Raw genomic sequence first — 21,319 nt, forward strand, 5'->3', positions numbered from 1 at the left:
CCGGCCAATGATGCTCGCCAGGACCGCGCTCAGGAGGCGCTCGCTCATGTTTGCGAAAAAACTCTCGTTGAATGGCAAACTCGCCGTCACGTTCACGGCGCTGATCGCCATTTTCGCCTGTGTTTCCGTATTCGTCTATTCCAAGGAAGAGGTCTCCGCCGGAGCTGCGACGGAACAGGCTGGCTCGCAGCAGCTCGTCAGCCTGATCGACGACTCGCTTCAGGCCATGCTGGAGCAGGCCGTCAATCTGCGCGGCTTCCTGCTTTTGCGCAGCGACAGCACCTATCGCGACATCTTCAACAATCGCGAACGGATGTTGAAGAGCATCGACGCCGCCAAGCAGGCCGCAGCCGGTTCTCCGGATCTCTTGCAGGCGATCGACAATATGCAAAAGGCGGCCGATCTCTATTTCCACCAGCTCGCGGAGCCGCAGGCCAAGGCCCGCAAGGAAACCGAGATGCCGCTCGATCAGATCGTCAAGATCGGTCAGAACGAAACCAAGGGCCAGCTTGACGGCTTTCGCGAAGCTGCCGCGAAGATCAAGCAGGCCGCTCGTGCCAAGGCAGGCGATCTGGCGGCCATGCAGGCCGATGCCAACGGCGATCTTCGCCTCACCCTCATCGTCGGCGGTATCTTCGGGTCGCTCGCTGCCGCCGTACTTGCCTGGCTGCTGTCACGCATCATCGTGCGCCCGATCGTCGGCATGACGGCGGCAATGGGTCGTCTGGCAAATGGCGAGCATGATGTCGAAGTGCCGGCTGTCGGCCGCGGCGATGAAATCGGCCGCATGGCTGACGCCGTTCTCGTCTTCAAGCAGGCGGGCATCGAGAAGCTGCGTCTGGCCGGTGAAACCGAACGCATGCGTGGCGATGCCGAACGCCAGCGTCAGATGAACGACGAGCAGAAGGCGCGTGAAGAGGGTGAAATCCGTTTCGCCATGGAAGCGCTTGCAGGTGGCCTTTCGGCGTTGTCTTCCGGAAATGTCGCAATCCGCCTTCGCAACGGTTTTGCTCCGCAACTCGACAGCGTTCGCGCCGATTTCAACAATGCCGTCGAAAAGCTCGAAGCAGCCCTGCAGTCCGTGGGCCGAAATGCCGCCGCCATCAATGCCGGCGCCGACGAAATCCGTTCGGCCGCCGACGACCTGGCACATCGCACTGAACAGCAGGCTGCCGCGGTCGAAGAGACCGCCGCAGCTCTGGAGCAGGTGACGATTACGGTTCGCGACTCTGCCAAACGCGCCGAAGATGTCGGCCATCTCGTCGAGCGTGCCCGCCTCGGCGCGGAACGCTCAGGCGAAGTGGTTCGCAACGCCGTTTCGGCCATGCACCAGATCGAAAAGTCCTCGGGCGAAATCAGCAACATTATCAGCGTCATCGATGACATTGCGTTTCAGACCAATCTTTTGGCGCTGAACGCCGGCGTAGAGGCCGCGCGCGCCGGAGATGCCGGCAAAGGCTTTGCCGTCGTTGCTCAAGAGGTGCGCGAACTCGCCCAGCGTTCCGCCAACGCCGCGAAAGAAATCAAGTCGCTCATCACGACCTCAGGCGATCAGGTCAATACAGGCGTGTCTCTGGTCGGCGAAACCGGCAAGGCGCTGGCACTGATCGTATCCGAAGTGCAGGAGATCAACCGTCATGTCGGCGCGATCGTGACTGCGACCCGCGAACAGTCGACTGGCCTGCAGGAGATCAACACGGCGGTCAACAACATGGATCAGGGTACGCAGAAGAATGCCGCCATGGTCGAGGAGCAGACGGCGGCGAGCCATGCGCTCGCCAGCGAGGCCGCGGCCCTCAACGAGTTGCTCAGGCAGTTCCGCCTCGGCGACGCCGCGCAGGTTGCGCAGGCTCGGCCAGCCGTTGCGACCGCACGCTCGAAGCCGGCCGCATCGCCGGCCCGTGCCCTCGGCCGCACCGTTGCCAAAGCTTTCGCCGGCAAGGCAACCGCAACGGCTGCCGCCGCTGCCCGGGACGATTGGGAGGAATTTTGATTTAGCACCTCCCCTTGATGGGAGGGATCTGCGTATCGTGCCAGGGAGAGGAGTGACGGCGACAAACGCCGAAGCCTCTTCCTGCTTCACGGCAGATCAACCCACTCGCCGTGCTGCGGCGACCTCCCCTTGAGGAGAAGGTAAGGCTAGCCTGCCGCCTCGATAATCCGGCTGTGGCCGAGCGCCTTGAATACGGTCTGCACGATGCCGGCGCGGTCGAGCCCGGCCATGGCGTTCATGGCTTCGGGCTTGGCCTGTTCCATCCAGATATCGGGCATGACGAGCGAGCGGATCTTCAGGCCGTTGTCGAGCAGACCCTCATTGGCAAGGAACTGCATGACCTGGCTGCCAAAGCCGCCGACCGAACCTTCTTCGATCGTGATCAGCACTTCGTGATGGGCGGCAAGCTGCCGGATGAGAGCGTGGTCGAGCGGCTTGGCAAAGCGCGCATCGGCAACCGTGGTCGACAGGCCGGCAGCATCGAGATCCTCGGCCGCCGCGAGGCTGTCGGCCAAGCGCGTGCCGAAAGACAGCAGCGCGACCGTCGAGCCCTGCTTGACCACGCGTCCCTTGCCGATTTCCAGGATCAGGCCGCGCTCCGGCAGATCGACACCGACGCCTTCACCGCGCGGATAACGGAAGGAGATCGGGCCGAGATCATAGGCGGCGGCCGTGCGCACCATATGCTTGAGTTCCGCCTCATCGGCGGCTGCCATGACGACGAAACCGGGCAGGGTCGCCAGAAAGGCGGTGTCGAAGGAACCTGCATGCGTCGGGCCATCGGCGCCGACAAATCCGGCACGGTCGATCGGGAAGCGCACGGGCAGGCCCTGGATCGCCACGTCATGCACCACTTGGTCGTAGGCGCGCTGCAGGAAGGTGGAATAGAGCGCGGCAAAGGGCTTGTAGCCTTCGGCGGCAAGGCCGGCTGCGAAAGTTACGGCATGCTGCTCGGCGATGCCGACGTCAAAGCAACGCTTGGGGAAAAATTCCTGCAGCTTGTCGAGGCCGGTGCCGTTCGGCATGGCGGCGGTTATGCCGACGATCTTTTCGTCGAGCGCAGCCTCCTGCACCAAAGCGTCCGCAAAGACGCTTGTGTAGCTCGGTGCATTCGGCTTCACCTTCGTCTGTGCACCGGTGATGACGTCGAACTTGTTGACGCCATGATATTTGTCGGCAGCCGCTTCGGCGGGGGGGTAGCCTTTGCCCTTCTGCGTCACGACATGGATCAGCACCGGTCCTTGCGCGTTGTCGCGGACATTGCGCAGCACCGGCAGCAGGTGCTCGAAGGAATGACCGTCGATCGGCCCGATATGGTAGAAGCCCATTTCCTCGAACATGGTGCCGCCGGTCACATAGCCCCGTGCGTGCTCGACCGCCCGCGTGATGGCGCGATCGACCTTCTTGCCGAGATAGGCGGTCAGTTTCTTGCCGAAATCGCGGAAGCCCATATAGGTGCGGCCGGAGGCAAGGCGGGCGAGATAGGCGCTCATGGCGCCCGTCGGCGGCGCGATCGACATATCGTTGTCGTTGAGGATGACGATCAGCCGTGCGTCGAGCGCGCCGGCATTGTTCAGGGCTTCATAGGCCATGCCGGCCGACATGGCGCCGTCACCGATGACGGCGATCACGCGGCGGTCGGTCTTATCAAGCTCGGCGGCAACCGCCATGCCGAGACCGGCGGAAATGGATGTGGAGGAATGCGCGGCGCCGAAGGGATCATATTCGCTTTCGGCCCGGCGCGTGAAACCGGAAAGGCCGCCTTCCTGACGCAGCGTGCGGATGCGGCCGCGCCGCCCGGTCAGGATCTTGTGCGGATAACACTGATGCCCGACGTCAAAGATCAGCCGGTCGTTCGGCGTATCGAAGACGCTGTGGATGGCAATGGTCAATTCGACGACACCAAGGCCGGCGCCAAGATGTCCGCCGGTGCGCGATACCGCATCGATCATCTCATCGCGGACTTCACGGGCGAGCTGCGGCAATTCCCGGTCCTCCAGCTTTCGCAGGTCGGAAGGATATTGGACCCGGTCCAGCAGGGGCGTCTGTGGCATTTGTGTCAAGGCTGAAGCCTCTTTCTTGCTATTCTTGGGCGGTTGTCCGCCTTTACGTCAAAACAGATTGCGACAAAAGACGCCGAATTCAAGGTGTTCCCGAACAAGAAACATGTGGGAGTGTTATGAACGCGTTAGCCCTCCGGCAGGGGAATGAACTCTTCCTCGTCGCCCGGCACGATATCGAAGCGGCCGGTGCGCCATTCTTCCTTGGCTTTTTCGATCCGCTCCTTTGAGGACGAGACGAAATTCCACCAGATATAGCGCTTCGAATTGAGTGCTGCACCGCCAAAAAGCATGAGATGACAGCCTTTTTCGCCGGCCTCCAGCGTAATCGCATCGCCGGGGCGGAAAACGAGGAGCTGGTCCTGTTCGAAGCGATCACCGGCGACGACGAGCGAACCGGAAAGAATATAGACCGCGCGCTCCTCATGCGCTGCTCCAAAAGGAAACGTCGTGTTCGGCTGCAGCTGAAGATCGACATAGAGCGTATCGGAGAAGGACTTTACCGGCGACTTCAGGCCTTCGAAATCGCCGATCACCACGCGCCCGGTCACGCCGCCATCGGCGATGACAGGCAATTCGTCCTTTTCCGTGTGGGCAAAGGAAGGATCGATCTCCTCCTTGTCGTCGGGGAGCGCCAGCCATGTCTGCAGGCCGGACATGGAGAACGGATGGTCGCGCAGGCTCTCCGGCGTGCGCTCGGAATGCACGATGCCACGCCCGGCCGTCATCAGGTTGATATCGCCCGGGCGGATCACCTTGGCCGTGCCGAGGCTGTCCATATGGCGGATCTCGCCGTCGAACAGGTAGGTGACGGTGGAAAGGCCGATATGCGGATGCGGACGAACGTCGAGCGCCTGACCGGGGCGCAAAATGGCAGGACCCATGCGATCGAAGAAGATGAACGGTCCCACCAGCCGGCGCCGGCTGCTCGGAAGCGCGCGCCGCACGGAGAAGCCGCCGAGGTCGCTGGTGCGCGGAATGATAAGGTTTTCGATCGCATCGCAGGCGAAGGCGTCACCGGCCTGCGGATCGTTGCCTGGGAAAAAGGACATATCGGCTCTCCTTTCGGTCGGGACACAACCTACCGGGTCAACCTACCGGCAATATCGGCCAAACTCAAACTTTCCCGCCCGATCTCAGGCGCCATCCAGCGCTTCCGTGCCCTGCGGCTTGCCGGCGCGGTCGAGCCGGATCTTCTCGATACGGTTCTCGGCGGCCGACAGCAGCGCCTCGCAATGCTTCTTCAGCGCTTCGCCGCGCTCATAGATGGCGATGGATTCATCCAGCGCCACATCGCCGCGTTCGAGACGGGCTACGATGCTCTCAAGCTCCGCCACGGCTTTCTCGAAGGAATAGCCCGAAACATCTGCCTTGGCGTTCTCGCTCATCGTCAACCTCTCATCATGCGCAGAATATGCATCCCCGCCGACTCGGCGAGGCCTTCCAGATCATAGCCGCCTTCGAGCAGGCTGACGACCCGGTTCTTGGCGCTGCGATCGGCGGCTTCGAGCAGCCGCCCCGTCGCCCAGTCGAAATCTTCGCCGGTCAGGTTCAGCTGCGCCAGCGGATCGCGATGATGGGCGTCGAAACCGGCCGAGATGATGATGATATCGGGGCGAAAATCATGCAATGCCGGCAGCACGCGCGACTTGAAGGCCTCGCGGAAATGTTCGCCGCCGGTATTGGGGGAAAGCGGTGCGTTGACGATGGTATTGTGCGTGCCGCGCTCGTCCTTCTTGCCCGTGCCCGGATAGAGCGGCATTTGATGGGTGGAGCAGAAGAGCACGGAGGGATCGTCCCAGAAGATGTCCTGCGTGCCGTTGCCGTGATGCACGTCCCAGTCGACGATGGCGACGCGCTCGGCGCCATGGGCTTTTTGCGCATGGCGGGCGGCAATCGCGGCATTATTGAAGAAGCAGAAGCCCATGGCCTTGGTCTTCTCCGCATGATGCCCCGGCGGACGGGCAGCGACAAAGGCATTGTCTGCTGCACCGGAAAAGACGTCGTCGACCGCCGCCATGGCACCGCCGACGCCGTGCATGATCGCCTGGAGCGTCTTCGGGCTGGCATAGGTATCGGCTTCGATCTGGCCGATCTCATCCTCGTCGCCTTTGTCCGGCATCGAGCGCAGGACGAATTCCAGATGCTCTTCGGGATGCGCAAGCAGGATCGCATCCTCATGAGCGGGCGGCGCCTTCCGCCGGTCCAGCCGCTCGAAGTTCGGATGCTCGAGCGCGATGTTCAGCGAGCGCAGCCTATCCGGCCGCTCGGGGTGGCCCGGCGGAACAATATGTTCAAGAAAGATCGGGTGTTCGTAAAGACGTGTGCTCATGGGACCAATCTATAGATGGGATATGACGCCTATTACAGGACATGGGCCATGTCACTACAATGTCAACAATCCATCTTAACCACTTTGGAATGGCGCCCGTTTACTTATCGAGGCGCGGTGTTAAGCTTCCATTAAGGTCAGTATGGCGTCGGCCAGGGTTGTTGCGTGATGGCGAGAGTAGAGCGATCCGATGTCATCGAGGTACGGGTGCCGCCGCGCGATGTCGATCGGCATGGCCAAATGTTCATCGCTTCCTACATCTCGCAGGCGGAAACCGCGCTCTCGAATTTCTGGCGCACACGGCCGATAGTCGACGACGAGCCCCTCTACATCGCCAGGAAGGCGTCCTGCGCGCTGCACCGGGCCTTGCACTATGACGATCTTGCCCGTTTCTCGGTCAGCGTCAACAAGATCGGTGGCAAGTCGATCGGCTTCATGGTCATGGTCGAGACCGGCAATGAACTGGCGGCGGAGGTAGAAATCCTCTGGCTCGCGGTGCGCGGCGACGAGCACGATCCGGCTCCGCTGCCGGAGGATACGCGCGACTGGCTCTATAAATATCTGGCCTGAGCCGAGCTTTCGAGCCGGATGATTTCAGGTCTGTTCGACCTGAAATCTGAATCCGTCTCTAAATCAAAAAGCTAGAGCGGGATGTTGCTCGAAAACCGCGCACATTTTCCGGCATCCCGCTTTAGCTCCGCTGCGGCAGAAGCGGATAACCTGCCATGACGGCACGGCCTACAAGCGCCGCGACCACGGCCTTGACGATGTCACCCGGCACAAAGCCCATGGAGCCGAGAAAAGCTTTGCTGAAGCCGATATTGCCGGCGAGCCAGGCGATGCCGAACGCATAGAGCACCACGACACCGCCGACGACGGCGGCGATGAAGAAGCCGACGCCTTGCACTAGGCCGCCCTGTTCCGGGCTCACCAGCCGTTCCGAGAGATAGCCGGTGACGAAGGCTGCGAATATCCAGCCGACGAAGAAGCCGGCCGTCGGACCGGCAAAAACCGCAAGGCCGCCGCGACCGCCCGACAGTACCGGCAGGCCGATCGTGACAAGCACGACCACCAGTAGCACCGCAATGGCGCCGCGCTTGGCGCCAAGTACGACACCGGCGAGCATGACACCGAGCGATTGCGCCGTGATCGGAACCGGAATGATGCCGATCGGGATCGGCGGCAAGAGGCCGAGCGCCACGATGATGGCGGCAAAAAGCGCCGAGAGGACGAGATCGCGGGTGTTCATGGCGGTTCCTTTCGAAAAAGCTCTCAGTTCATTGCCGCCGAATGCCGCGCGCGTCAATCGCCGCCGCAATATTGTCGGCATCGCGCAGCGTCAGAATGATGAGCGGCGCGAGCGTGGTTGCCAGGCGGATCTTGATCCCGCGCGCCTGATGCGCTTCGCGGATCGCGCGGTAGCGATCGAGGATTTCAGGCACGAAACGGACGACGAGGCCGATCGCAAGCCCGATATCGGCCGCTTTGAGGAGGCCGAGCTTTTCGAGCGGCATGGCAAGCACGGTGATCTCGTCGATGAAAGCGGCCATCGACGTGGTGGCCGTCACCGTGGCGGCAAACAGCGCCAGCGCAACGAGTCTGAGTGCGGTGACGATTGCGGCGTTGAGCGGGCCGACAAGTGCCGCGAAAATCGAGAGGACAGCGATCGAGATCAGGATAGGCCGAAGCCGCTTCAACGCCTCTGCGATCGGCAGGCCGCTGCGAAGATACAGGGTAGCACCGACAATGTTTGCGCAAGCAAGCAGCACAATGGACTGCGTCAGAAACAGCAATACGCCGCATGCGGTCAGCACGAGCAGCTTTACGCGCGGCGAAAGCCGATGCAGCCATGTATCGACGTCGACATGCAGCGTCTGCATCAGGCCGCCAGCTCTCTGTAGCGCGCGATCGCTTCCGCCGCCGGTGCGTCGGCGAGGAGCCGGCCCTGGTCGAACACCAATACCCTCTCGAAGTCGTCGAGCAGAGGCAGATCGTGACTGATGACGATGACGCTTTCCGGTAGGCCCATGATGGTCCTCTGTACGAGCGCCCGGTTTTTGAGGTCGAGCTGATTTGTCGGTTCGTCCAGAATGAGAATGTCCGGACCCGTTACCAGCACCGAACACAGGGCCGCCATCTGCAACTCGCCGCCGGAAAGCTCATGCGCGCGCCGCGAACCGAGATGGCCGACGCCGAAGCGATCGAGAATGCTGTCGACGGCCCTCTCGATCCGCGCCTTGTCGTATCCACGCGCCTTGAGCCCGAAGGCGATGTCGTCGCGCACAATGGGCAGGATGATCTGGTTCTGCGGCGACTGGAAGATGTAGCCGACCTTGCCGAGCACCTTGGCGGCTTCGGCGACAGTATCGAGCCCATCGACAGTGACACGTCCCATCGTCGGCTTGACGAGCCCGTTGATCAGCCGCGCGAAGGTCGTCTTGCCGGAGCCGTTGAGGCCGATCACCCCTATTCGGCGCTCCTGAAGCGCAAGGCTCAGCGGAAACAGTGCGGTACGCGGGCCGTAATCGACGCCGGCATTGTCGAAGCGGATATCCAAGCGGCTTCCCTATTCCATGGCACAGTCGCGGAGCTATAGCGCATCGCATCGATTTATCAAATCGGGACCTCTTTGAAAGCATGGGAATTTATGCCTATGATCCTACTATGACGAATCTGCTTTCGAATCGTGACGCCCGCCGCGTGTTCCTTGCCAAGCAGGGGCTAGCCAACCCGCCGAACCGCGCCCTGACCAAGGCGGGCCTGCTGCAGCTCATCCACGACATAGGTTTCGTGCAGGTAGACAGCATCGCCACCGTCGAGCGCGCCCATCATCAGATCCTGTTTTCGCGCAACCAGACCTATCGGCGCGAGCATCTGACGGAACTCCTGGAAAAAGACGGCGCACTCTTCGAGAACTGGACGCATGACGCTTCCATCCTGCCGAGCGCCTTCTTCGTCTACTGGAAGCACCGCTTTCGCCGTGAGGACGAGGCAATCATCGCACGCTGGCGCAAATGGCGCGGGGAGGGGTTCGAGGCGGCATTCGAGGAAACCTACGAGCGCGTGCTGAAGAATGGCGCCATCACCGCCCGCGAGGTCAAGGCGGACGATCATGTCTCCGGCGGCTGGTGGAACTGGCATCCGAACAAGACGGCGCTCGAATATTTCTGGCGCACCGGCAAATTCGCGATTGCCGGCCGCACCAATTTCCAGAAGGTCTACGACCTTGTGGAGCGCGTGCTGCCGCGCCATTTCCGCGAGCCGGAAGTCGAGCATGACGAATTCGTCGACTGGGCCTGCCGCAGCGCACTGCAGCGCCTCGGCTTCGCGACTTCGGGCGAGATTGCCGCCTTCTGGGATCTGGTGACGCCGCAGGAGGCCAAGAGCTGGGTCGAGACCCATCGCGACGAACTGACCGAGGTATTGATCGAGCCTGCTGGCGCCGGTAAGCCGCGACCATCCTTCGCGTTCTTCGATTTCCATGACACGCTCGACAATCACGCCGAGGCGCCGGCGCGCATCCGCGTGCTGAGCCCTTTCGATCCGACCTTGCGCGACCGAAACCGCACCGAACGCCTGTTCGGCTTCTTCTACCGCATCGAGATTTTCGTGCCCGAGCCCAAGCGCGAATATGGCTATTACGTCTTCCCGCTGCTGGAAGGCGACCGGCTGATCGGACGGATCGACATGAAGGCCGATCGCAAGGCGGGAACACTGGATGTCAAACGTCTGTGGCTGGAACCGGGCGTCAAGGCATCTGCCGGGCGGCTGGAGAAGCTGAAAGCGGAGCTGGAGCGTGTCGCGCGCTTTACCGGAGTCGAGAAGGTCGTATTTCTCGACGGGTGGCGCGGCACTTAATGTGCCGGCTTCATTGGCTTGTGAGAGCGTATGGGAAAGGAGAAGGTCCATTGCTGTTGCCAATTCTCGAAGGCCGCAATGTCAGGCTCCGCCCGCCATGTGACGGAGATGCTGATGTGCGTTTCTCCTTGGGCACGAACGCTGAGATCGCGGAGATGTACGGCATCAACAAGGACGATATCAAGCCGATGACCCGCGAGGGCGCGGCTCGATGGAGGCAGTCGTTTGCCGAGCGCCCGAATGCCTGGGTCATCGAGATCAACGGCGCTTTCGCCGGTGAAATCAGATTGGATAACGTCAATCTCCAAGACAGACGCGCGACGATGGCGATCGGTATCAGCAATCCCTCCTTGCTCGGCAGAGGTTTTGGCACCGAGGCGATCACTCTTCTACTACGCCATGCCTTCGAAGAGATGGGCCTGCATCGTATCGGAATACGCGTGCTTGCTTATAACAAGCGCGCCATCCGCGCCTATGAGAAATGCGGCTTCACCATCGAGGGCCGGGAGCGCGAGACGGCTTACGTCAACGGCAGCTGGCACGATGACATCATGATGGGTCTGCTGGATCGCGAGTTTTTATCGAAGGGACTGTGAGACAAAAGCGAAAGCGAGCTTGCAATGCAGCGACATAAAACGCCCGCAACAGGGCAAAGACGGGTGCGATGCGCTTTATCCGGCTCATTCACAATGAACCCAAGCGCCCCTTGCCGACCTATCTCACCGGCAACTCATAACTGTGCTTGAGCGTTTCCATGGGCACATCCGTCTTGACGTTCAGCACACTTGGGATACGTGTCAGATAGTCGGCTTGGAAGCGCCAATAGCTGTGCAGGTCCGCGGTGACGATCCGCAGGATTGCATCGCATTCCCCCGTCGTGAGGTGGCATTCGACCACTTCTGGAAATCGCCGGATTGCCTCGCCAAACTGGACCGTTATCTCGGCGTCCTGCGTCTTGAACCAAACTCGTGCGAAAACGGTAAGACCGGCGCCGACCTTTGTCGGATCAAGCACGGCGACATAGCGGTCAATAACACCAGCTTCCTCCAGCAATCGTACTCTGCGCAGGCAAGGCGAAGGCGATAATCCGACTTCTTTCGCCAGTTCCACATTGGAGATACGCCCATTTCGCTGGAGCACCCGCAAGATGCGGCGGTCAATATCGTCTAAGTTCATTGGCGTTTTCAGCCTCATATTTTGGCATCTTTGGTACTTTATGCCATATTTCGATATTTCCTTGCCTTCTTTGCAAGGTTATTGCGCGCAGGTTAGCTTAACATTCCATCTATTCAACACGAAGATGGAAACTCGTTCATGCCGAAAAAGCTCAAGAAGGTCGTGCTCTCTTATTCAGGTGGTCTGGACACCTCGATCATCCTGAAATGGCTGCAGGAGACGTATAAGTACGAGGTCGTGACCTTCACGGCGGATCTGGGTCAGGGCGAGGAGCTGGAACCAGCGCGTAAGAAGGCCGAGATGTTAGGGATCAGGGACGTCCGGATCGTGGATGTGCGCGAAGAATTCGTCCGCGATTTTGTATTCCCGATGTTCCGCGCCAATACGCTCTATGAGGGCCAATATCTTCTTGGCAGCTCCATTGCCCGCCCGCTGATCGCAAAGCATCTTGTCAGCATTGCCCAGGAAGTCGGCGCCGACGCTATTGCCCACGGGGCGACCGGAAAGGGTAATGACCAGGTCCGCTTCGAGCTGACCGTCAATGCCCTTGATCCCTCAATCAGGATCATCGCCCCATGGCGCGAGTGGGCCATTCAGTCCCGGACGCAGCTGATTGACTATGCTGAAAAGCATCAGATTCCCGTTCCCAAGGACAAGCGAGGGGAGGCGCCCTTTTCGATCGATGCAAATTTGTTGCATACCTCGACCGAAGGCAAAGTGCTCGAAGACCCGGCTGATATTGCGCCGGATTATATCTATCAGCGGACGGTCGATCCCGTCGATGCACCCGATCTGCCGGAGGTCATTACCATCGGCTTCCAGAAGGGCGATGCGGTTTCCCTCAATGGCGAGAGGTTGCCGCCAGCGACGTTACTAACCTCACTCAACGAACTCGGTGGCAGTCATGGAATTGGCCGGCTCGATCTCGTTGAGAACCGATTTATCGGCATGAAGTCGCGTGGGGTCTACGAGACACCCGGCGGCACGATTTTGCTTGCGGCCCATCGTGGGATTGAGTCGATCACGCTTGATCGTGCTGCTGCCCATCTGAAGGACGAGATCATGCCGCGCTATGCTGAGCTGATCTATAACGGCTTCTGGTATTCGCCCGAGCGGGAGATGCTGCAGGCGCTCGTCGACCACAGTCAAGCCTACGTTACCGGCGAGGTGACGGTGAGGCTCTACAAGGGTTCGGCGAGCGTCATCGCCCGCAGCTCGCCTGACTCGCTCTATTCTGCCGACCTCGTCACCTTCGAGGAAGGTTTGGCCAACTACGACCATCACGATGCAGAAGGCTTCATCAGGCTCAACGGGCTGCGCCTTCGGAGCTGGGCGGCACGCAACAGGAAATTGGGTGAGCACGGCCCACTGCAAAGTCCATAAGTATCGGACAAAAACACGGCTGAGGATGGCCGCATCAATCATCTGCTCCTCAATGGCAGGGGAATCGCATATGAGCTGGATCGGCAGGGGAAGCCCTTTCTCCCCGAGGGGAGAAGGGGGACGCGGCAACGACTTCAGTTTATATGCGATTGCCTTTCCCTCCAGGATCGGATGAAATCAGCAAATCTCTGTCGTGGCGATCTTGATGCCGAAGCCTTCGAGGCCGACATAGTGCCGTTCGCGGCTGGTGAGCAGCTTGATCGAGCTGACGCCGAGATCCTTCAGGATCTGAGCGCCGAGGCCGATTTCCAGCCATTCGCTCTCTCGAGCCTGCGCTTCGGCATGACTTTCGCGCTCGGTCTGACGCGTCTTGCGGCCATTGTCGAAATGACCGACGCCGACGGAGCCTTCGCGCAGGTAGACGATAACGCCGCGGCCTTCCTCGGCGATCTTCTTCATGTAGAAATCGACCGGACGGCGCTTTCCGAACAGATCCTCGGCGACGTTCTCCGGATGAAGGCGGACCGGGATATCGACGCCGTCGCGAATATCGCCGAAGACCACGGCAAGATGCTGCATCGGGTCCCAGGGCAGCGAGTAGGTGTGGGCGCGTGCATTGCCGAACGGTGTTTCGATATCGAAACTGGTGCCGAGCTCGATCAGCGTCTCCTTGCGCTGGCGATAGGCGATGAGGTCGGCAACGGAGACGAGCTTCAGGCCGTTCTGTTCGGCAAATTCCACCACCTGCTGGCCGCGTGTCACCGTGCCGTCGTCGTTGACGAGCTCGCTGATAACGCCGATCGGCGGCAGGCCGGCAAGCTTGCAGAGATCGACGGCGGCTTCCGTATGGCCGGACCGCATCAGCACGCCGCCTTCGCGGGCAACCAGCGGAAAGATATGGCCGGGACGGACGAAATCCGTGGGACCGACATTCGGGTTCGCCAGATTGCGCACCGTCAGTGTCCGGTCGTCGGCGGAAATGCCGGTCGTTGTGCCGTGCTTGAAATCGACCGAGACGGTGAAGGCCGTCGTATGGGCCGAATCGTTTTCCGCGACCATGGCGTTGAGGTTCAGCCGCTTGGCTTCTTCGCGCGGCATCGGCGTGCACACGATGCCGGACGTGTGCCGGACGATGAAAGCCATCTTCTCGGGTGTACAGTGAACGGCGGCAACGATCAGGTCGCCTTCGTTCTCGCGGTCGTTGTCGTCCATGACGACGACGATCTCGCCGGCTTCGAAAGCCCGGATGGCATCGGCAACACGCTTCTGGTCGTAAGACATCTCGACGTTCCTACCTCTGCCGGCCCGTCTGGCCGCGATCTCTCAGATAATGGTCGGCAACGGCGCAGGCGACCATTGCCTCGCCGATCGGCACGGCGCGAATGCCCACGCAAGGATCGTGGCGGCCCTTGGTGCGCACATCGACATTGTTGCCGTCCGCATCGATCGACTGGCGTTCCGTCAGGATCGAGGAGGTTGGCTTGATGGCAAAGCGCGCGACGATCGGCTCGCCCGTGGAAATGCCGCCCAGGATGCCGCCGGCATGATTGGACAGGAATATGCGCTTGCCGTCATTGCCCATGCGCATCGCATCGGCATTTTCCTCGCCTGTGAGTTCAGCGGAGGCAAAGCCTTCGCCGATTTCGACGCCCTTGACGGCATTGATCGACATCAGCAGCGAGGCGATATCCTGGTCGAGCTTGCCGTAGATCGGAGCGCCAAGACCGGCCGGCACGCCTTCGGCCACGACTTCGACCACAGCCCCGATCGAGGAGCCGGCCTTGCGGATGCCGTCGAGATACTCTTCCCACACTGGCACGATCTCGGGATCAGGAGCGAAAAAGGGGTTCTGATCGACCTGAGCCCAATCCCAGTTGGCACGGTTGATCTTGTGCTTGCCGATCTGCACCAGCGCGCCGCGGATCGTCACGCCCGGCACGACGAGGCGGGCGATACCGCCGGCGGCAACGCGCGCTGCGGTTTCGCGAGCCGATGAGCGACCGCCGCCGCGATAATCGCGGATGCCATATTTGACGTCGTAAGTGTAGTCGGCATGGCCGGGGCGGTAGCGCCTCGCGATCTCGCCATAATCCTTGGAGCGCTGGTCCGTATTCTCGATCAGCATCGAGATCGGCGTGCCGGTCGAGATCATCGTCTCGCCGTCCTCGTCCATCATCACGCCCGAAAGAACCTTGACGAGATCGTCCTCGCGCCGCTGCGTCACGAAGCGGGATTGCCCCGGCTTGCGCTTGTCGAGCCAGGTCTGAATGTCCTCCAGCTTGAAGCGGAGGCCGGGAGGGCAGCCGTCGACGACGCAGCCGAGCGCCGGGCCGTGGCTTTCGCCCCAGGTGGTGACACGGAAAAGATGACCGAATGTATTGTGCGACATGAAAACGACCGGTTTGTTGCAGCCTGACGTGCAAGACTGCGTCTTGTCACTTGCAATTTCGGCCCACTCATAGAGCATGATGCCGAAAAGTGTAAGCGGTTTTCGGGCGGCATCATGCTCTGCCTATTTCATTCCAGCGCCGAATGCCGACGAGACAAAATCTTTCTTTCTGACTGGGCCTAAACGGTTGCCTTGGCCACTTTCGTTGCGCCATCGGCATGGTAAACAAAGATTAATCTGCGCTGTGGATTGTGACGATGCATTCACCAATTGGGCGAGCGAAGCCACTATTGGGGGCAACTTCCGCCATATTCGACGTGTTTTCTACGAGACATAAGAAATTACCATTCAATTGAAGTTAAGGGATAACGACAATGCGCTTCTTTGTAGCGACGCTTTTGGCCACGGCCAGTTTGCTTGCTCCCGTCGCCAGCTTTGCCGAAAGTGCAGATGTCGAAGCAATCATCAAGAAGGTTGATACGAAGAATTTCAGCATCACGCTGGATGACGGCAAGAATTACCAGGTGCCCGAGGATTTCGATTTCAGCGGTCTGCAGGCAGGCGTCAAGGTCGTGGTCTTCTACACGGAAGTCGACGGCAAGCGCGTCGTCAACGACCTGGATGTCGTCCAGTAGGTGCCGCAGCCGCTGGACAACTGGCGGCCAATTCCGAATACAGCGCTTTGAAAACGATTATTCTGCCGCAATTTCCCGATCACGCAGCCATCGCGCTCACTTGGGGGCCGCTCTAAATCCAGCCGATAATCTTCATCTGTGGATCGACTTTCAGGATCTGGTCCTGATGGATCGGGATATCGGCCGCCTCTTCCTTGTCGATATCCCCGATCAGACGGAACAGCGTGCGGATCACGCCGCCATGCGTGACGCAAACCGTTGGACGATCGACGGATGCCAGCCATGAGCCTACGCGCCATGAGAGGATCTCATAGCTTTCGGCGTCTTCGCCGGGCGGAATGAAATCCCATTTGTTCGCCTTGCGCTCGGCAAGCCGGTCTGGCGCCGTCGCCTTCAATTCCTTGAGGGTGAAGCCTTCCCAGGCGCCGAACGAAAGTTCGACAAGCCTTTCGTCCGTGCGATAGTCCTTGGGCGGCAAACCCATGGCATCGCGTGCGATTTCCATGGTTTCGCGCGTGCGCAGCAAAGGGCTGGCAACGAAATCGAAGGGCGTGTTTTCGAAGGTGAGGATTTCGGCGAGGTCGATGCCGTTCTGCCGCGCCTGTTCGCGGCCGATGGCATTGAGATCGATATCCTTTTGCCCTTGCAGGCGTCGCTCGGCATTCCAGTCGGTCTGACCGTGACGTATCACATAGAGGATGGGCGACACGGTCAGATTTCCTGTTGATCAGTCCTTCGCGACGGAAATGTCAGGCGCATCCACAGCCTTCATGCCGACCGTGTGGTAGCCGGAATCGACGTGATGGATTTCGCCTGTCACGGCCGTCGAGAGATCGGACAGCAGATAGAGGGCAGAGTTGCCGACTTCGTCGATCGTGACAGTCCGCTTCAGCGGCGCGTTGTATTCGTTCCACTTCAGTATGTAGCGGAAATCGCCGATGCCGGAAGCGGCAAGCGTCTTGATCGGGCCTGCCGAGATCGCATTGACGCGGATGCCGCGGCTGCCGAGATCGACGGCGAGGTAGCGCACGCTTGCTTCGAGAGCGGCCTTGGCAACACCCATGACGTTGTAGTGTGGCATGACCTTCTCCGCACCGTAATAGGTGAGGGTGATCATCGACCCGCCGTCGTTCATGATTCGCTCGGCACGCTGTGCAACCGCCGTGAAGGAATAGACGGAGATGTCCATCGTCTTCGTGAAGTTGTCGCGGCTGGTGTCGAGGTAGCGGCCGGTCAGCTCGTCCTTGTCGGAAAAGGCAATGGCGTGCACGACGAAATCGATCTTGCCCCATTTCGCCTCAAGCGTGTCCATGACGGCATCGATCGTTGCCGGCTCGGTCACGTCGCAATGGCCGGCCATGAAGGCGCCGAGTTCCTGAGCGAGCGGCTCGACGCGCTTCTTCAGAGCATCGCCCTGCCACGTCAACGCGATTTCGGCTCCGGCATCCGAACAGGCCTTGGCAATACCCCACGCTATCGAACGGTTGTTTGCTACGCCGAGGATGACGCCGCGCTTGCCTGCCATGAGGCCAGTGGATTGAGCCATATTCTGCTCCCTTGAACTTTCGAATGACCCTGCCTATGGCATAGGCCGTTCCCCTGTTCAAGCATCGTAAAGATCATCAACTGTTAGGGATCGTAACAAAGGGTGCTGTTGTCACCAAAATTTCACAGGAAAAGCCCTTCGCGCATGCTGCGCATGAGATCCGTGACCTTATCATCCGGTTTTTCCCACAGCATCAGCCGCAATTCGACGACGAGATCGCCTTTTCCGCCATTGCCGTCGGGCAACCCCTCACCGGAAATGCGAACGATCTGATCCGAGCCGGACCAGGCCGGCACCGTAATCTTGACGGGACCGCTCAGTCCTTCGACCATGACCTCGCAGCCCAGCACCGCGTTCTCGATGGTGATGGGCAATATTGTACGCACATCGCTGCCGTCGAGCGTGAAGCGACCGTCTGTCGACAGATGAACGGTGACGGCGACATCGCCGCGCAGCATGCCCTGCAGTTTCAGTCCCTGACCCTTCAGATGAAGCACCTGGCCGTTGGAAATATCCGTCGTCGCCTGGAAGCGCGCCTCGCGGTTGTCCGGCAGCGGCACGGTGATCCAGCGGCTCTTCAGCATGTCGTCGAGCGTCACCGTTGCCTCAGCTGCGACCTCCGGGGTTTTTTCCGGCGGCTTTTCAGGGGCGTTGCTGCCGGTGATGCGCCGCACAAGCGAGCCGATGATGCCGAAGGCGGAGCGCGAGCCAGCCGAAGCGGCGACTGTTGCGAGCTGCTCTTCTTCCACCAGCGGCTCTTCCGGTGCCGTGGCATTGGGTTGCTCCTGCGGCTTTTCCGCCTGTTGCGCGCCGGCTGCCACCGTGGCTTGCGGCTGCTGCGCCTGGCCCGCCTTCACCCCGAAAATGCGTTCGACCATATCCTCGGGAGATTCGCTTGCGCCGGCTTGCTGGCCGGATGCGGCGGAGGCTGCCGCCTTGCGGGCATTGGCGCGGGCAAGCTCCTCCATGATCTTGTCGGCATTGGCGCGGGCCGCCCTGGCACGCTCGGCAGCCTCTCGAGCCGCCTGCCGCTGCTGCATGATCGTCTTTTCCTGGCTCTGCCCTTTTGCCTCGGCCATGCGCGCGATCTGATCGTAGCGGCTGCGTTTTTGCGGGTCCTTCAGTGTTTCGTAAGCGCGGCCGATTTCGGCAAAGCGCTCGGTCGCTGTCGGATCGCCCAAATTGTGGTCCGGATGTTCGGATTTGGCGAGGCTGCGCCAGGCTGCCTTGATTTCGTCCGCTCCGGCGTCCTTCCGAACGCCCAGCACCTTGTAAGGATCGCGCATCTTTCCCGCCATCGTTCCTGGGCGTCCCGGCTCCTTGGGGCAGCCCAAATACTGCAACTCGTTGATCGCGTTTGCGCACCACGCTTCCGCACGGGAGGCTTGGCGCATACGCGGTCGAGCCGATCCTGCGGGAAGAGTCGCTAATCAGGCGTTACGCTCGAAGGGACAGCGATCCGCCATTTAAGGCATGGTTAGCCGATCGCTAACGGTTGATGCCGAGAATTCGCAGCCGATAGGGGAAATGGCGTATGCAGGGTGATGCACCGCGGAGCGATCCCTGTTTCAAACGTCCATGAAGATGAGGCGGTCAGCCGGCCTGCTGGAAACTCAGCAGTTGCCATTCACCCAGGCCGACAAGGCAGGTTCTGCCGGAGAAGTTGGCGACGCCCTGATAGGAGTGGCGGCTGGTGCGGAATTGCCGGCAGACGACGCCGGAGGCATTGCTTTCGACGATGGTGTCGATGACCCCGGCGCTGCCGGTCGAGGTATTTGCCCAGGGAATGGGCTGCCCGTTGAGCTTGTGCAGGTCCGCCGAGGTAACGGCATTGCGCACCGTGGTTTCATCGGACATGCTGTCGGTCGTCACGGGCGCCGTCGGCACCGTGCCGGTAGAGACGCTGCGATCCACCTTGGCCGAGCTCAGATAGTCCATGCCGCCGCCGACGCAGCCGCCAAGGGTGAAAAGGGAAGCCAGGACGACAGCCATGGTCAGGCCTTTTGCAAGCTTGCGCTTTGTATGAACGGTCGACTTTGCTATGACTTCCACCCGAATATTTTGGCCAGCCAGAGGGGCCAGCGGTTATTAGGAATTGCGGAGCATTTGAACTAATATGTCGGAAAACGAGTTAACAAGCGGTGACTTCACCGAGCAGAACGAGCCTTTCACTCTTTTTGCATCCTGGCTGCGCGAAGCCGAGACCACCGAACCGAACGATCCGAATGCAGTTGCGCTGGCAACGGTGGATGAGGATGGCTTGCCAAATGTCCGTATGGTTCTTCTGAAGGGTTTCGATAGCGACGGATTCGTATTCTATACGAATTTCGAGAGCCAGAAAGGTCAAGAAATTCTTTCCCAGAAGAAAGCGGCCATGTGCTTCCACTGGAAGTCGCTGCGCCGCCAGGTACGCCTGCGCGGTCTGGTTGAAGTGGTGAGCGACAAGGAGGCGGACGAATATTTCAAGACCAGGGCGCGGGGCAGCCGCATCGGTGCCTGGGCCTCGAAGCAGTCGCGACCTTTGGAAGGCCGTTTCGCGCTGGAAAAGGCCGTTGCCGAGTATACCGCCCGTTACGCGATCGGCGACATTCCGCGTCCGCCCTACTGGTCCGGCTTCCGCATTCGGCCGTTGTCGATCGAATTCTGGCATGACCGCCAGTTCCGCCTGCATGATCGCATCGAGTTTCGCCGCGACGTACCGGAAGGTGCCTGGCAGAAGGTGCGGATGTATCCCTAAAACCTATGCCGTCTCCCGGCGCCTCATCAGCCACATGGGGATGCCGGACGCGAGCGCCGATGCATAGCGGGGCTTCTGATAGTGGCCGTTCAGCGATAGTCGCGGCAGCAATAGCGGCGCATTGCCGCTTGTTGCCGTGATCGTACCGGGGCGTGTGGTGACGCCGACGGAAAAGCCGAGTTCTGCCGCAAGCCGTCCCTCGCGCGGCGAGACGGCTTCGTTCGTGCCATAGGGATAGGCGATCGCGGTCGGCCGCTCTCCCGTGATGTCGGCGACATAATCGGCCGAAAGCGCCATCTCGGCGGCGGCCTCCGCTTCCGTGAGCCTCGCCAGCGCCCGATGGCTCACCGTATGCGCACCGAGCGAGGCAAGCGGATGGCGTGCGAGCTGCCGCAATTCGTTCCGATCCATGATCGATGCGCGGACTATGTCGAGCGGTTCCAGGCCGTGGCGCCGGGCAAGCTCATCGATCCGGCTGACGGCTTCGCTTTCCTCATGACTATGGACAAAGGCGGCGAAGCGGGCAAAGGCCGCATACTTCTGGCTGCCCTTGCCCAGCGGGAGAAACTCCTCTCCCGACCCGAAATCGAATGTCAGGCGATCAAGCCGCGCGAACAGGTCGGCAAGCGTCTCCCACCATAAACTATGGGTGCACTCCGAAAGCCCTCGGGCGACGAAGATGGTGAAGGGCACATCGTGGCGCGCGAAGATTGGTAGGGCGTGGTCAAGATTGTCCCTGTTGCCGTCGTCGAGCGTGAAGGCGACGAAGGGCGGGTTACCGGCAGCGCTTTCGGCTCGTGAGGGCAGTGCGTCGAGCGCGATGAACTCGTAGCCATCCTGTTTCAACCGCGCGATCGCCTGATCGAGAAAGTCGGGCGAGACCTCCAGATGCGCATTGGGGGCAAAGCGGTGAGGGAGGGCAGGTCGGACGTGGTGAAGGGTGAATATCGTGCCGAGACCCGCAACGTCGCGCACCAGGCCCGCACCCTTCAAGATTGCGGCAGCTTCAAGCCCGCTGGAGATCATCGCGCGCTTGAGGCGGACCTTGATGCCCTGTTCCATGCGGATCGACCCGGTTGACCAATGCCAACGCTCTAGCGCATCCCCGTTAAACCTTACTGAATCTTTGCCATAATTTCCAATGCGTTAATGCTTATTTTACCAGGAAAGGCAAAATTGAAGAACTATCGAGGCTGTTGCCTCAATATCG

The 21,319-nt window shown here is 60.5% G+C and carries 22 protein-coding genes; 7 read left to right on the top strand and 15 right to left on the bottom strand.

All coding sequences use genetic code 11. From position 1 onward, the window contains the following. Positions 1-46 precede the first annotated feature (46 nt). Positions 47-1,993 carry a methyl-accepting chemotaxis protein gene (locus Q4Q11_RS00275; RefSeq protein WP_112512334.1) on the top strand — a complete coding sequence of 649 codons (1,947 nt, stop codon included), beginning with the start codon at positions 47-49 and terminating at the stop codon, positions 1,991-1,993. Positions 1,994-2,139: 146 nt separating this feature from the next. On the opposite strand, the gene dxs is transcribed toward Q4Q11_RS00275, so the two are convergent. The 4 genes from dxs to Q4Q11_RS00295 form a co-directional block, all read right to left on the bottom strand. Next, positions 2,140-4,056 (bottom strand): 1-deoxy-D-xylulose-5-phosphate synthase, encoded by a 1,917-nt coding sequence (gene dxs / locus Q4Q11_RS00280; RefSeq protein WP_112512333.1) that lies wholly within the window; start codon positions 4,054-4,056, stop codon positions 2,140-2,142. Positions 4,057-4,181: 125 nt separating this feature from the next. Beyond that, positions 4,182-5,105 carry a pirin family protein gene (locus tag Q4Q11_RS00285; protein ID WP_112512332.1) on the bottom strand — a complete coding sequence of 308 codons (924 nt, stop codon included), beginning with the start codon at positions 5,103-5,105 and terminating at the stop codon, positions 4,182-4,184. Positions 5,106-5,189: 84 nt separating this feature from the next. Next, positions 5,190-5,441, bottom strand: coding sequence for an exodeoxyribonuclease VII small subunit (locus Q4Q11_RS00290; protein WP_069613731.1), 252 nt, complete (start codon positions 5,439-5,441; stop codon positions 5,190-5,192). Between the two features lie 2 nt (positions 5,442-5,443). Next, a complete protein-coding gene (locus tag Q4Q11_RS00295; RefSeq protein WP_498568203.1) occupies positions 5,444-6,385 on the bottom strand; it encodes a histone deacetylase family protein in 942 nt (313 codons plus the stop codon). A gap of 168 nt (positions 6,386-6,553) precedes the next feature. On the opposite strand from Q4Q11_RS00295, the gene Q4Q11_RS00300 reads away from it, so the two are divergent. Continuing rightward, complete coding sequence (locus tag Q4Q11_RS00300; RefSeq protein WP_112512330.1) at positions 6,554-6,955, top strand: thioesterase family protein; 402 nt, start codon at positions 6,554-6,556, stop codon at positions 6,953-6,955. A 121-nt stretch (positions 6,956-7,076) separates the two neighbouring features. Here Q4Q11_RS00300 and Q4Q11_RS00305 read toward each other — a convergent pair whose 3' ends face one another. From Q4Q11_RS00305 to Q4Q11_RS00315, 3 genes are read right to left on the bottom strand one after another with little or no spacing between them, the layout of a single operon-like run. Next, entirely contained in the window at positions 7,077-7,634 is a 558-nt protein-coding gene (locus tag Q4Q11_RS00305; protein ID WP_498568204.1) for a biotin transporter BioY, read from the bottom strand. 28 nt (positions 7,635-7,662) lie between these two features. Continuing rightward, positions 7,663-8,265: an energy-coupling factor transporter transmembrane component T family protein gene (locus tag Q4Q11_RS00310; protein WP_498568205.1), complete on the bottom strand. Its 603-nt coding sequence runs from the start codon at positions 8,263-8,265 to the stop codon at positions 7,663-7,665. Next, positions 8,265-8,942, bottom strand: coding sequence for an energy-coupling factor ABC transporter ATP-binding protein (locus Q4Q11_RS00315; protein ID WP_498568206.1), 678 nt, complete (start codon positions 8,940-8,942; stop codon positions 8,265-8,267). The genes Q4Q11_RS00310 and Q4Q11_RS00315 overlap by 1 nt, the downstream gene beginning before the upstream one ends. 107 nt (positions 8,943-9,049) lie before the next feature. Between Q4Q11_RS00315 and Q4Q11_RS00320 the strand changes: the two genes are divergently transcribed. Then, positions 9,050-10,243, top strand: a complete 1,194-nt coding sequence (locus Q4Q11_RS00320; protein ID WP_498568207.1) for a winged helix-turn-helix domain-containing protein — start codon at positions 9,050-9,052, stop codon at positions 10,241-10,243. Then, positions 10,243-10,839: a GNAT family N-acetyltransferase gene (locus tag Q4Q11_RS00325; protein ID WP_498568208.1), complete on the top strand. Its 597-nt coding sequence runs from the start codon at positions 10,243-10,245 to the stop codon at positions 10,837-10,839. The genes Q4Q11_RS00320 and Q4Q11_RS00325 overlap by 1 nt, the downstream gene beginning before the upstream one ends. A gap of 118 nt (positions 10,840-10,957) precedes the next feature. Here the strand turns inward: Q4Q11_RS00325 and Q4Q11_RS00330 are convergent, their stop codons facing one another. Further along, complete coding sequence (locus tag Q4Q11_RS00330; RefSeq protein WP_498568209.1) at positions 10,958-11,419, bottom strand: Lrp/AsnC family transcriptional regulator; 462 nt, start codon at positions 11,417-11,419, stop codon at positions 10,958-10,960. 138 nt (positions 11,420-11,557) lie between these two features. Between Q4Q11_RS00330 and Q4Q11_RS00335 the strand changes: the two genes are divergently transcribed. Beyond that, the gene (locus Q4Q11_RS00335; RefSeq protein ID WP_498568210.1) at positions 11,558-12,802 is read left to right on the top strand and encodes an argininosuccinate synthase; all 1,245 of its coding nucleotides are present in this window, start codon (positions 11,558-11,560) and stop codon (positions 12,800-12,802) included. A gap of 177 nt (positions 12,803-12,979) precedes the next feature. Here the strand turns inward: Q4Q11_RS00335 and ribB are convergent, their stop codons facing one another. Both ribB and aroC read right to left on the bottom strand, forming a co-directional pair. Then, positions 12,980-14,083 (bottom strand): 3,4-dihydroxy-2-butanone-4-phosphate synthase, encoded by a 1,104-nt coding sequence (gene ribB, locus Q4Q11_RS00340; RefSeq protein WP_498568211.1) that lies wholly within the window; start codon positions 14,081-14,083, stop codon positions 12,980-12,982. Positions 14,084-14,093: 10 nt separating this feature from the next. Continuing rightward, a complete protein-coding gene (aroC, locus tag Q4Q11_RS00345) occupies positions 14,094-15,191 on the bottom strand; it encodes a chorismate synthase (protein WP_498568212.1) in 1,098 nt (365 codons plus the stop codon). Positions 15,192-15,565: 374 nt separating this feature from the next. Here aroC and Q4Q11_RS00350 point away from each other — a divergent pair, with 374 nt between their 5' ends. Beyond that, complete coding sequence (locus tag Q4Q11_RS00350) at positions 15,566-15,826, top strand: DUF1344 domain-containing protein (protein ID WP_112512324.1); 261 nt, start codon at positions 15,566-15,568, stop codon at positions 15,824-15,826. 112 nt (positions 15,827-15,938) lie between these two features. On the opposite strand, the gene Q4Q11_RS00355 is transcribed toward Q4Q11_RS00350, so the two are convergent. The 4 genes from Q4Q11_RS00355 to Q4Q11_RS00370 form a co-directional block, all read right to left on the bottom strand. After that, positions 15,939-16,535, bottom strand: a complete 597-nt coding sequence (locus tag Q4Q11_RS00355; protein ID WP_112512323.1) for a histidine phosphatase family protein — start codon at positions 16,533-16,535, stop codon at positions 15,939-15,941. Between the two features lie 18 nt (positions 16,536-16,553). Then, positions 16,554-17,372 (bottom strand): enoyl-ACP reductase FabI, encoded by an 819-nt coding sequence (fabI, locus tag Q4Q11_RS00360; RefSeq protein WP_069613741.1) that lies wholly within the window; start codon positions 17,370-17,372, stop codon positions 16,554-16,556. Positions 17,373-17,494: 122 nt separating this feature from the next. Next, the gene (locus Q4Q11_RS00365) at positions 17,495-18,658 is read right to left on the bottom strand and encodes a DnaJ domain-containing protein (RefSeq protein WP_498568252.1); all 1,164 of its coding nucleotides are present in this window, start codon (positions 18,656-18,658) and stop codon (positions 17,495-17,497) included. A gap of 307 nt (positions 18,659-18,965) precedes the next feature. Further along, positions 18,966-19,424, bottom strand: a complete 459-nt coding sequence (locus Q4Q11_RS00370; RefSeq protein WP_112512322.1) for an RT0821/Lpp0805 family surface protein — start codon at positions 19,422-19,424, stop codon at positions 18,966-18,968. Between the two features lie 64 nt (positions 19,425-19,488). Between Q4Q11_RS00370 and pdxH the strand changes: the two genes are divergently transcribed. Continuing rightward, the gene (gene pdxH / locus Q4Q11_RS00375; RefSeq protein ID WP_112512321.1) at positions 19,489-20,109 is read left to right on the top strand and encodes a pyridoxamine 5'-phosphate oxidase; all 621 of its coding nucleotides are present in this window, start codon (positions 19,489-19,491) and stop codon (positions 20,107-20,109) included. A gap of 3 nt (positions 20,110-20,112) precedes the next feature. Here pdxH and Q4Q11_RS00380 read toward each other — a convergent pair whose 3' ends face one another. Beyond that, complete coding sequence (locus Q4Q11_RS00380) at positions 20,113-21,171, bottom strand: polysaccharide deacetylase family protein (protein WP_498568213.1); 1,059 nt, start codon at positions 21,169-21,171, stop codon at positions 20,113-20,115. Positions 21,172-21,319: the final 148 nt, after the last annotated feature.

The sequence above is a fragment of the Rhizobium sp. UFLA01-1127 genome (assembly GCF_059803845.1).